The sequence below is a fragment of the Paenibacillus anseongensis genome (assembly GCF_009757995.1).
GTDB lineage: Bacteria > Bacillota > Bacilli > Paenibacillales > NBRC-103111 > Paenibacillus_E > Paenibacillus_E chondroitinus.
Genome location: NZ_WSEM01000034.1, coordinates 397,281 through 409,653 on the forward strand (window position 1 = coordinate 397,281; position 12,373 = coordinate 409,653).

Sequence of the window (12,373 nt, forward strand, 5' to 3'; positions counted from 1 at the left end):
GAGGACTTTATATGCAAAAAGTAACTTTGAACAATGGTGTTGAGATGCCTATACTCGGTTTTGGTGTTTTCCAGATTGCGGATCAAAATGAATGTGAACAAAGCGTTTATGACGCTATTATGGCAGGTTATCGGCTGATTGATACAGCTGCCTCTTATCTAAATGAGGAAGCCGTTGGCAGAGGGATTAAACGGAGTGGCGTAGCAAGAGAGGAATTATTTATTACTACGAAACTTTGGGTTCAGGATACTGGTTATGAGCGTACAAAAAAGGCATTTGAAAAATCGTTGGAAAGATTACAATTGGATTATTTAGATTTGTATTTAATTCATCAGCCATTCGGCGATGTGCATGGTTCTTGGCGGGCTATGGAAGAATTGCATCGTGAAGGAAAGGTTCGTGCAATTGGCGTTAGTAACTTCCATGAAGATCGTCTGATCGATCTAATCATTCATAATGAAGTCATTCCTGCAGTAAACCAAGTTGAAACACATCCTTTCAACCAACAAATCGAAAATGCAAAATTCATGAAAGAGAATCACGTTCAGATCGAATCTTGGGCGCCTTTTGCTGAAGGAAAAAATAACTTGTTCCAGAACGAGGTTCTGGTAAATATAGCTGAAAAATATAATAAGTCCGTTGCTCAGGTCGTTTTACGTTGGTTGACACAAAGAGAAGTCGTTGTGATTCCAAAGTCTGTCCGTAAAGAAAGAATTATTGAAAACTTCAACATCTTTGATTTTAAATTAAACCAAGAAGATATGGAGTCCATTACTACGTTAGATACGAAACAGAGCCTGTTCTTCTCACATCGGGATCCTGAAAAGGTGAAATGGCTTGGTACCCGCAAACTCGAAATTTAACAATCACTATTCGTTAGCATGTATGTAGTTACTTTCATGTCACTAGACTTCTTATGACACATATATACCTACAATACTTTTCTCTAGCGAACCCGCAACTATTTATGGTTGCGGGTTCTGCTAATTTATCGACTCTAAACTTGAGCAATAATTCCTTTAAAGATTTTGGAACTCTATGATTCACCATATTGGTCAGCCTTATAAGTCCCTGAATGCTCTAGAAACAAATGAATATTCACTTTCAATGCAGGTTTGACGTCTGGTGAACGGTAAATTTCACGCCATTGTTGAAGTTCATACTTATACAATTCCTTCTCCAAATTCAGCAAGTCGGTGTTTGATTTTTTACCCAGTTGAAAGGTTTCCATAATTTCATTGCGTATCGTTTTGTCCACGGCAGCCCTCAGTTCTTCTTTGGAGAATTGACCATTCCCCATTTCCATACTAGCTTTTATTTTTAAGTCCAGAGTATATTGAAGCTGATCTTTCGCATAAGTCCACTTTACGCTCCGGCGACTACTTCTCACCATACACGTCGCTTGGAATTGCTGTCCTTTTACCTGCAGTAGGACCTCGTCTGAAGGTTTGTACATCCAACGAATTCCTTCGACATCGGAAAGCAGAAATTTCTTTTTATACTTTTTTTGATAAAAAGCATAGAGTCCATCGATATAGGCTACAGGCATCGGTTTTTCTTTTGTCTCCCAATTGTTATGTAACGATAGAGAGGGAATAAATGCCGTTTCTGCGGGCTCTCTATAGGCCTTAAGGAATTGCCTCACAGAAACTGGCCGAGTTCGTGCTACTTTGGCGGCAGCGGGCCTAGGATTGTGGATGACGGTCAGCTCAGGCGAGAGCCCAAGTAGAGCATCTGAACCAAACAATGGTGTGATGGGCTCTTCGGTCCCAAATAACCAGGCAGTATAACGAAGCTCCCGATAGCGGTATAACGCTTCTAAGATGTCCTCTACATCTTGCTCAAGCGCGCGGCTGGTTAAGACAAGAGCTGTCACCTGTCCTAAATATAATTGCTGCTGGGATGTCATTTGATTTAAATTTTGAAAAGCGACAAACGGGTTACTACCGGTTGCTGTACCTATCCATGTGCTCTCTCCAGCATTTTTTCCCGCCCCACGCTTGGCAACGTTACCGAAATTAATAAGTTGGGAAGATATGAGGTATTGTCCGTCTTTATAATCAACGCCAATTGCAGCTACGAATACGGTATCTTGAAGCTCTCTTCGATCCCAACAACCGGTGAGGAACAGACTGCAGCTTAGAATCAACACAACGATACGTCCGAAGTTCAAGAAGCGTCATCTCCTTGACGGGTGGCATCTTTTGGTTGCAGAGAACCTGGTCTCTGTTTCATTTGAGATAGTGGTTTTCTCACTAAAGCAGGTATCAATTCCTTCCAAAGCGGTGGAGACATTGGAGTCAAGTAAGGGATGCCGAAGGATTCCAAGCCGGACATATAAAAGACAATGCAGATAACGGAAAGGATAAACCCAAATATGCCAAAAAAGCAGGACATGAGAAGAACATAAAATCTAAAAATGGTCGCAGTCCCATTTAAATTTTGGTTGATTAGCATAAATGATGCAACGGTAGATATCGATACGATCACGATCATGATTGGGGAGGTAAGACCTGCTTTTACAGACATGTCACCAATGATTAGCCCACCGACAACGGCAACGGTCTGACCGACCGATTTGGGCAAACGAATACCTGCTTCCCGGAACACTTCAAAAATACTAACCACTAGAAAAGCTTCGAGCGTGGACGGCATAGGAAGACCAGTCCTGTTTATTTTTGCTGAAGCCACCAGGGAGAAAGGGATCTGGTCGATATTGAAGGCGGATAATGCGATCCAGAAGCCCGGCAATAGTGTACCTATAATAAATCCAAATATTCTAAGGAGTCTTTCAAGGGTAACAAATTGAAAAGGTAAATAGAGATCCTCCGGTGTTTTGAGAATCTCGGTAAACGTGACTGGAGCAATAATGGCGTTAGGGGAGCCATCAGCTAAAAAAACAAACCGACCGACCATTAAGCTTTCACTCACATAATCTGGACGCCCGATGTAATCGATTAACGGAAACAAAGAAATCGAACTATCAGCAAGCATGACCTCCAATTGGCTGCTATTATGCAGCACATCGACATCAATTTTACAAAGACGTTCTTTGGCTTTTTGGATCAAATCGGAATCTGCAATATCATTTACATACAATAATGCCACCTTGGTTTGACTTCTTCTGCCTACAGTGAAATATTCAACACACAATGTAGTTGATTTAATTCTGCGTCGAACCAAAGCGACGTTGGTTGTCAAGTCTTCGGTAAAACCGTCGCGCGGTCCTTTTACTGAGACCTCTGATGCAGATTCCTCAGGATTGCGTTTCGGAGCATCGGCGATTTCCAGAAGGCTAACAGAAGAGCAAGTAAAACATAATAAAATAATGATTTTTTTGAAGCTTGCTGATTTAGAAATATGATGATGACCAACTCCGACAATCCGCCTCCTACATAAATCAGCCCTTTCAGAATAGGACTCCGTTTTCAAGGACTGGAAAGATACTGGAGTAATCCTTATTCGGAATGTTCGCAAAGGAAATGTAGAAACCGAGCAAAGATACGGTCGGCAAAAAAATGCCGCATGCAATCATAATCATGCGTACACCAAAAACGCTGACAATCGCGGATAAACCACATAAGAATAAAGCAATAACAAACACGGGGGTATGTGGTAAATAGGAGACATGCGTCCACATGACCATATCTTTAACCGCGACGAAGACAAAAAAAATAAAATATAAGATCCATGAACTTCGAAATAGAAGGGACGGCATGAAGCCGTAGTTGATCTTGATCCAGTCTTGAATGTTACGTCCGCTCGTTTTTTTACAGATGTAGTAAATCGGAATCATGAATAAGCAGATGGGTACAGTCAATATTACAACGCTGATCCAAGCGTCCCTTTGTACCGTTTCCAATAATAAAGGGACCATTTGAACGTGATTCATTAGACCGACAGACATCATTAAAGTCATCATTACGAGCGCAAAGGGCAAATTCTTTTGAATCATGCATGAATCCCCCCCCTCTGAGATGAAATGAGCTTGATTTTTATATACTTACCCATTTTCAGGGAAATATCCCCTTAATTTTTCGTTGCAACTTTTCAGGTGTTCTTTAATCGGACAACTAATTCTCCGAATAATAATAATTAAAAAATAAAAATAAACACAAAAACAAAAAACAAACAAAAGCAAAAAAAAAAAAAAAAATGTGCGGTGTCATAATTCCTGAGAAAAATGGATTAAAAACAGTCGATTTATCAAGGGATTATTTCATATTTACTGAGAAAAAAAGATAATCATTGTGTAAAAACAAGCGCATTTTTCATAATTATTGCGAAATACCGCAGTTGATCTTATACATTATTTATGCATGAAATGCATACAATACTTTTCTCACCAAGTATAACGCATGACCCCCTAGAAACAAAAAAAAGTACTTATCCATGACTTATAAAGTCAATGTTTAAGTACTTTTTATATTCTTTTAAATAAGTTTTTCTATTTGATCTTCTTCAGGGTATGCAGCTTTTGATCGTTAAACATAACAAAATCTATATTTTTAGAAATTTGTGAACTTCTACTAAGCAAATTACAAGTTTTTATAATGTTCCATTCTGTAAGTCGGTCCTCATCAAAAGCCAATCTAGTTGCTTTAATAATTATCTCTTTAGTATAGCCTGGGAGTCCGCCTGAAGTAAGATACAATTTTTCAATCGCTTGTTCTGTAAGCCATGATTTTTCTGAGAACGGCAAGTAAGAATCAATTGCTTGAAGAAATAAGGCATACTCATCTTCATCTAATGGAGACAACGTAACCCTGGATAGAATCCTACTCGCGAATGCTGCATTATGGAGTAGTAATCTATTAGAAATTTCTAAACCCGATAGTATAACTGAAATCTGTAAATTGTCAAATAACATTCTAAGCCATTCAACGGAATCACTATGTATCTTTAGCGAAGTAGCATCGAAAAGATGCTCAATATCATCGAGTATAATCAATTCAATAGCAAGTTGTTTAATAGACTCAACAACTTTGTTTGTCATTGATGATAAAGAGAGATTGTTACGATAATTAACATCCATTTGTTCTAATAGACTAATTGCTAATTCCCTTGGTTTTGCTTGAAGTGGTGACTTCAAATAAAGTATTGGAAAAACTGAATCACCATTATATTTCTCAAAATATTTATTTTTGTAAAAAGACAAGAGAGCTGACTTTCCAGTACCAGAGGATCCGGTCAATAAAAGATTACTAGGACATCCAATTTTTGAAGAATTATGGCACTCAGAAATAGCGTCAATCACTTTCCTAAATTCGATATGTTTAATTACAGTGTTCTTTATCCTTGTAATTGTATTTCCATAATCATTACTACTGAAATCACTTGATATACCTAGCAACACTTTTCCCTCCTTAGTATCATACTTACATTCAAGTATTCCCACAAATCAATCTTTTAAACTGGTGTCATTTACGAACTTTTACGCTATGAGCATGAATTAGACTTAAAAATAACGACGATATAATTCTCTTCTACGCTCTCCGCGTAACTGAGCATAAATCTGTGTGTAGATGCTTTTTCATGCCCAAGCATACCCTGAATAAATTTTAGAGGCGCTCCTTTTTTTACAAAGCTCATTTCTTAAGCTCTACAGGATTGTTAGGGTAATGCTTACTTGTATCGTCCTTCATCAATTCTGTTCTTTGCCAAAGTTCGTATGTCCTCGTCCTCATCGTTTAGTAATAGACTCAGTACTTGAAATGTCGCTTTTTTATTATAGACAATGCGTTTTCTAACAGAGCAATCTAAATCTTTAGCCAGTTTTAATTGTAGGTGCTCAGGCAGTCGATTTTTTGTAGCAACATTAAACCTAACCCTTTCATTTGCATCGTCGGCGAGAATTTCCATAATCCCAACAGGAATTGTTTTATTATGTGCTACCCATTCACGCATGTCAGGATATTTTCTAATCACTTCTAACCAAACCTCAAAAAGTGCATCCTCCCATGCAGCTTTCAGGTATTCGTCTATACTTTCACTAAGCCTTAGCCTAACAAATTCTTCAGCAGAATTAATCATAACTTAACCCCAATTTATTGATTTATTTCCCATTTTATTATAAGGGTATTAACTAATGTATCCAGTTAGTTTAATCTGCAATGGTACCAACTATTGCGGGTTTTTGGATATCTGAGATAAACCATATTCGGTTAACCAACTGTCAATCTCTTTACTAGTTTCACTTTGGTACTGATCTTTTAAGCCGTGGCCACCATTCGGATATAAGATCAACTTTATGGTCTTGTTCCTTTCTTTCATGCGGTTGGCGAATTCTTGAACTGTTTGCCATACTACACTTTCATCTGCGGTGCCCTGCAATAAAAGGACAGGAGCCTGAATATCTGGGATTCGGTCAAGCAATGAATTTTCTTTTTCCTTGCCGGGATTTTTGCTGAAAATGTCTTTATATTCATTAGCTAGTTTTCTTTCCTTTTGAACATTATCAGGCCAGACTCCATCGGTATTATTATCCATCCATTGGATGATTGTATCCCATCCGACAAAAGGACTAACCGCAACTACAGCTTTGATGTCCTTACGTTCCGACGCAGTTCGCAATGCCACGCCACCTCCCATGGAAGCGCCTGTCAAAAATATGGAATCGGGCAATACATTCCCCCATGACATGGCGGCTTTGATCGCATTCCGTGTATCTAAAGTGTTCCCCGCGAGCCCTTGAACAGAACCGTCGCTCCCCATATAACCCCGATATTGCGGTGCAATTCTGACCACATTTTCAGGAACGTTTTTCAGACTCTCAGCCTGAAACCCAAAAGAGTCATGGGTTTTATTAGGTCTCTCATAAGCCCATCCACCATGTAGTGTTACATGAAGTGGGTACTTACCTGACTCTTTTGGTTCACTTAAAAATGCTTCTACCTTTGTTCCATCACTTATATAAAATATTTTATAAATATTAATCTTCGGGTTTTGGCCAGCTACATCTACCAATTCTTTAGACACAATAATTCCATCTTCCTCAGATGGCGATCCCGACTGTTTATTTGGAGTTTGTCCTGATTTTTCTGGCTGGTCATTATCAACCACAGCCTCTTGTGATGTGCACCCAATGATGATGGTTAGTACAAGCACCATTATCATGATACTTTTTAGAGCATTTGATAATTTATCATTGACCCCTTTGTTCACAGGATTCTCCCCTTTTCACAAACCATATAAGTTTTAGAAAAGCCAGCATATTCCTAATATTACCATAAACAAATTGCACTATGATCAACTTTTTATGCATAACTGACAGCTACCAAAATAAAAAAGGAACAGCTGCCGGCCCACGGCGATCTGCTCCCTGATTATCATGCTAACGTTCCCATATAGCACAATAAAAATCGCTCTTTATATCATCTGGAGCAATAATTCTTTATGCTCTTTTGAAAGTTTTATTAAAGTAAACTCATTGCGCTTAATTAAATCATTAAGGATTGCTGATTCTTCTCTAGCCAAATCATACATTTTCTTATTAATAGTTCCATTCAAAAAGGCTTCTTCCAGCTCATTAATATCCTTGTTAAAAATCTCTCCAGATGGTAGTACAATTACATCCAGAAACAAATCCTCCATCCAAGGCACATTATTTTCACTAACACCATTTTGGAGACATATATCTATGTACCACTGCACGATATTACCTTTTGAATCAAACATTGTTGTCACGGAGTGATTATGATCTGATGGGAATTGCTGAAGCCATAAATATCCATCATCGACAACGCAAATTTTCACTCCGTTATATTCAGCGTAAAGTGGGGCTGACACTTTGACAGTACGGATGAGAGTTACGTAGCCATTAAAGTATTCCGAATTAATAAAAGACTGAGCATATTCCCTAACTAAAACACGTTTCCAATCTGATCGGTCTCCGAATTTTCTTTTTAGCAAGATAAACTCTCCCCCAAATGCTCATATCGCTTTTCACTGTAATAATAATACCACATATTGGAACTAATCTGCCCTTCGTATTATGAAGTCAGCCAGTATTTACTGGTTGACCTCTTTGCATTTAAGAGGTTTAGTAAACGGTAGCCGGGGTCGAACGTCACTGCCCGTGGGACCGTGATCCCGTCAGCTAAACTGTTCACCCCCTACTTGTAGAAACATGTTTGAGGCTGGTTGAGACAACGATCTCGAATAACAAGCGAAGCTATGACACTGCAAGAAGGACTAGGGGCTGCCGGCAAATTCAGTATTAGGAGGGATTGAAGTATGAATCCAGTAATTGGACTGGATATTGCAAAAGGAGAAAGTCAGGGCCAGGCCTTCTTGGATAAAGGAAAGCCCTACGGCAAGAGCTTTACGATCATTCACACACGAGAGGGATTGCAGCTTTTCCATCAGCTTTTAAAGGATCTTGAATCCACGTCTGGACAAAAACCAATGGTTATTCTAGAGGCTATGGGCCATTACAATGCTCCAGTCACACAGTTCTTAGATGATCAGAACTACTTGTACATTGTTGTTAACCCTATTCTGTCTTATCAATCTAAAAAATCTTCGAGCTTACGTAAAGTAAAAACAGATGCCATTGATGCCTATGCCTTATGCGAATTCTTTTACAAGGAGGACTTCGAGCATCGTAAGACTAGAGGTGTGCAGTTACTAAATCTGCGCAATCTCACAAGACAGCATGAATCGGTAACGGGACATGTTCAGATTAAACTTCAATTCCAAGCGGTGTTAGATCAGGTATTTCCGGAGTTTAGGGGCGTTTACGGGGCTTTGTACTCTGCGGTGTCTCTGCAAACCTTGTTAGCCTTTCCAACGTCCGAGGACGTTCTCAGTACCGGTGAATTTAAATTAACCGAGAAGATTGCGGTTTTATGTACAAGACGTTCCGAAAAATGGGCTAGAGAAAAGGCTCAGAAGCTCATGGCAGCTGCAATTCGAAATCCATTTCGCAAAGCAACCTATCAAAGTCACTTATTTAGTATGAATATGTACATTAGCATGCTCCTGCATTATAAAGAGCATCTATCTACCCTCGAAAAGCAAATAGATGCACTCGCTAATGAAGTTGAAGAATATGAGATTATCCAATCCATCCCCGGTATCGGTGAGAAAATCGCGGCAACGATTATCTCCGAAGTTGGTGAAATTGATCGGTTATATCACCAATACGTTTGTATCCCTAGCGTTGATAGACCGAGTATCCATTTTCGAATTTAATTACGTACCCCATTGGCTCCCCACAATAGAGAATCTGATCACCATCAACGAAAGCCGAGGAACGGTCTGCATGTACAGCAGTTACCGTAATGTCTCCTAATTTTCGAGTTCCACCTTTATTTATCGCAACAACATTTTGGACACCTTTTTTCTGGAGAATAAATGCCAATTCCCAGCCTGCCAATACTATGGCACCTGTCTTTTGCGCAAGTCAAACTGCATCTTCAGCATGATCTCGATGTGCATGTGTGAATAAAATGTAATCTACTTTTTCAATGTTTTTAATCGTTTCAGGGCAGGAGGGATTGTTTTTAATCCATGGATCAATAAGTATTTCTTTATTTCCGGGAGTTTTTATACAAAATCCGCCAAAACCAAACCAAGTAAAAGAAATATTCCGGTTTAACATGTTGATGCTCCATATATCCACACCCCATAGTTCAGATGCTTTGCGTTCCCCCAGATATTGCAAAGATTGACCGCTTTCACAGCCTATTTCCAGTATCTTTTTTCCTGAGACATCGCCAAAAAGCTGACATTTTTCTTCTGAGACAAATGCTCCATAAAGAGGAAGTGAGGTTGCTCCTAAAACATCATTTCCTTCTGTATCCCAGAATAAGCTGTTTTTTTCATGAACAACACTCTTATCCATGTCGTCGACCGTTAGTTCAATTATAGGTATCCTTTCCAGGTATTTCTATATCCATATCATTCACTCTCGAACCCATCTGTCGGAAATGAAATCAAGTTCTTGTCAAAATCGGGAATGGGATCAAGTTCTTGTCCCCCGACACCCCCCCATCATTTTGTTCTGTCTAACGGACACAAATTCCCCTACATTAATGACACAAATATGCCAACAACTTTTCTCCCTGCCCAAATCTTTTCATTATCACTTATGTTCCGTGCTGGAATCCACTCTTCATTTTACACCTCTTACGATTAAACTATCGGTAACAATAGGTAAGCATTTGATGTGATCTCCAGCTTTTCCCCTGCTCCACAGGGAGCGTATGAGTTTCCTAGTACTCCGCGTTCCCTCTAACTGAATTTACTAAATCATAAGTTCCTCGATGCGAAGAAATACATGCCTGTAATTCTATACCGACTAATCCGATTATCCATATATTCTACACTTTGATTCGGGATGCTAGATTACGTTAGTAGGTGAATCTCCTGACGTAGATCCGGTCGAAGTTTTATGTATATTAGTTCTCTGCAGACATAAAGGTTTGCCAACTTCTGTGTTAGAAAACAACTCATAAACGGCTTTTAATTGGTAAATAAAAATAACCCTTGTCTCCCCAATCATCATGCTAGAGTTTCTTTGAGCTGCACCACGGTCATAATACGGTGACATTCCGTAATTTGGCTTTCAGGACCTGAGTAAAGCCGATCGTGTAACGGTTGTCGTCATGTCGTTATTCAACTATCGTGGCTATTGAACTATCATATCTCGTTAGAATGCCCAAAAGTAAATATTTTGCTCTTGTCGGCAATCTTATGGTGGATGTATTCTCTCTGTTGACTCAGTAAAGCGTCTACCGATTGTTTAGGCGAGACGCTTTACATCACTTCATTTATGACTTTCGTGCTCCACCAATGTTTCAGAGATTCCTTAGAAAAAAGAAGTTTGCGCCGAACAGTAGCCTTATTCGTGTTTCCACAAGAAACTGACGTTTAATTTAATCCCTAAGTAATAACAAAAATAAAAACGGAACCCCCGTTGGAGTTCCGTCCCTCAATCTATTGAACCTCACTCCATCCATTAATAGGAATCGAGCCTACTATGGTGGTACCTGTACTAGCATTTGTGATTGTAATAACCCCGCTAAAATAGTAGACATTACTAAATCTAAGATCTGCACTCCAACTAAATGAGCTATCGCCATATAAATAGTTGAGTCTTGCAACCCCGCCATTACCTGTACAAGTTACTAGTGGAGTTATCTCACCTGTAGGTGTTTCAAAACACATAGCTCCTTGTGTAGATACTATATCAGGTTGTTGTGTTGTAACACCAGTCCAATGACAAGAATCTATACCCTCTAGCGACAAGAATATCCCTCTAATACGTTAATGGCGACATGAAAATCCCACTAATGCGTAAAGTTAAAGTGGCTATATTAATTATGGACGACATAATTAGCTATCTAGAAATACAAAAACAACAACTTTCTCCTTCTGATCTAATTTGGTATTTAGGTATAAATTTAAGGTATAGTATTAGAAGTTCAATAAATTAGGGTTCTTCCCTATTAGGAGGATTTCATTTGCTTCAATTTCTAGGTCATATTGGTTCATTTCCGATTCGCTCTTACAGTATTCTATTTGTGCTAGCCTGTATATTAGGGATAGGTGTTACTGTAACGCTGGCAAAACTTCAGAAGAAGAATGTACTTGCTGAACATTTATTAAATCTTGCCGTACCTATGTTTATCGGTGCTATTTTAGGTTCTCGTTTTTGGCAGGTTTTTTTGTTTGATTGGGGTTATTACTCCAAGAATCCAGGAGAAATTATAGCTATTTGGCACGGTGGATTATCTATTCAAGGTGGAATTGTTGGGGCCGTACTTGTAGCAATATGGTATGTTAGAAAGCATAAAATCTCTTTCTGGGAACTTGCAGATCTATGTGCACCAGGTCTTATTCTTGGACAAAGTATTGGCAGAGATGCCAATCTTATGAACGGTGACGCTTTCGGAGATCCAACTGGAGGCAATTGGGGGATTCTATACCCAGAAGGCACTAACGCGAGAACAACATTTGGGGACCAACCCTTATATCCAGCAGAAGTTTGGGAAGGACAAATGGATGTCATTATTTTTGCAATAGTAATGATGCTCTTACAAAAAAGATTAAAGAGAGGATATTTATTCCTCATAACAAACGTTCTATACAATATTGGGAGATTCCTGTTAGAAATGCTTAGAGGCGATACACCAAAATATATGTTAGGATGGACTACTGCTCAATGGACCTCTGTAAGCATAATTTTAATATGTATATTAGCTGGTTTTTATCTTCATTGGAAGCAAGCTACTCCAAAGGATTCATTATCAGACCAATAAGTAAAATCAACAATAAACCAATAAGTACTAGTGAAAGAAAAATGAAAGCAACGATTATTTTTGACGAACGAAAACTTCCATTGTTAATCCCTCTTTGTTTGGAGAAA

General features: G+C 38.9%; 10 protein-coding genes and 2 pseudogenes. 3 read left to right on the forward strand and 9 right to left on the reverse strand.

Features of this window, described 5'->3' with window-relative positions; genetic code table 11:
• The first annotated feature begins 11 nt into the window (after positions 1-11).
• Complete coding sequence (locus GON05_RS32780) at positions 12-863, forward strand: aldo/keto reductase (protein ID WP_157325411.1); 852 nt, start codon at positions 12-14, stop codon at positions 861-863.
• Between the two features lie 173 nt (positions 864-1,036).
• Here GON05_RS32780 and GON05_RS32785 read toward each other — a convergent pair whose 3' ends face one another.
• The 7 genes from GON05_RS32785 to GON05_RS32815 all read right to left on the reverse strand — a co-directional run bounded on the left by GON05_RS32785 (position 1,037) and on the right by GON05_RS32815 (position 7,911).
• Entirely contained in the window at positions 1,037-2,173 is a 1,137-nt protein-coding gene (locus GON05_RS32785) for a Ger(x)C family spore germination protein (RefSeq protein ID WP_157325413.1), read from the reverse strand.
• Positions 2,170-3,432: a spore germination protein gene (locus GON05_RS32790; RefSeq protein ID WP_157325415.1), complete on the reverse strand. Its 1,263-nt coding sequence runs from the start codon at positions 3,430-3,432 to the stop codon at positions 2,170-2,172. Before GON05_RS32790 ends, GON05_RS32785 begins: the two co-directional genes overlap by 4 nt.
• Entirely contained in the window at positions 3,410-3,955 is a 546-nt protein-coding gene (locus tag GON05_RS32795; protein ID WP_157325417.1) for a GerAB/ArcD/ProY family transporter, read from the reverse strand. Before GON05_RS32795 ends, GON05_RS32790 begins: the two co-directional genes overlap by 23 nt.
• A gap of 492 nt (positions 3,956-4,447) precedes the next feature.
• A complete protein-coding gene (locus tag GON05_RS32800) occupies positions 4,448-5,353 on the reverse strand; it encodes a TniB family NTP-binding protein (RefSeq protein ID WP_157325419.1) in 906 nt (301 codons plus the stop codon).
• 272 nt (positions 5,354-5,625) lie between these two features.
• Positions 5,626-6,033 (reverse strand): hypothetical protein, encoded by a 408-nt coding sequence (locus GON05_RS32805; RefSeq protein WP_157325420.1) that lies wholly within the window; start codon positions 6,031-6,033, stop codon positions 5,626-5,628.
• Positions 6,034-6,123: 90 nt separating this feature from the next.
• Positions 6,124-7,164, reverse strand: coding sequence for an alpha/beta hydrolase family protein (locus GON05_RS32810; RefSeq protein ID WP_157325422.1), 1,041 nt, complete (start codon positions 7,162-7,164; stop codon positions 6,124-6,126).
• Between the two features lie 204 nt (positions 7,165-7,368).
• Positions 7,369-7,911: a ribonuclease FAU-1 family protein gene (locus tag GON05_RS32815; RefSeq protein WP_157325424.1), complete on the reverse strand. Its 543-nt coding sequence runs from the start codon at positions 7,909-7,911 to the stop codon at positions 7,369-7,371.
• 324 nt (positions 7,912-8,235) lie between these two features.
• Between GON05_RS32815 and GON05_RS32820 the strand changes: the two are divergent.
• Positions 8,236-9,183: pseudogene (locus GON05_RS32820) on the forward strand (IS110 family RNA-guided transposase); the annotation flags it as partial.
• A gap of 223 nt (positions 9,184-9,406) precedes the next feature.
• On the opposite strand, the gene GON05_RS39515 reads toward GON05_RS32820, so the two are convergent.
• On the reverse strand, positions 9,407-9,604 hold the full coding sequence (locus GON05_RS39515; protein WP_246239674.1) for an MBL fold metallo-hydrolase: 198 nt from the start codon (positions 9,602-9,604) through the stop codon (positions 9,407-9,409).
• 12 nt (positions 9,605-9,616) lie between these two features.
• A pseudogene (locus GON05_RS32830) lies at positions 9,617-9,847 on the reverse strand (class I SAM-dependent methyltransferase); the annotation flags it as partial.
• Positions 9,848-11,468: 1,621 nt separating this feature from the next.
• On the opposite strand from GON05_RS32830, the gene lgt reads away from it, so the two are divergent.
• Entirely contained in the window at positions 11,469-12,266 is a 798-nt protein-coding gene (lgt, locus tag GON05_RS32835; RefSeq protein ID WP_157325428.1) for a prolipoprotein diacylglyceryl transferase, read from the forward strand.
• Positions 12,267-12,373: the final 107 nt, after the last annotated feature.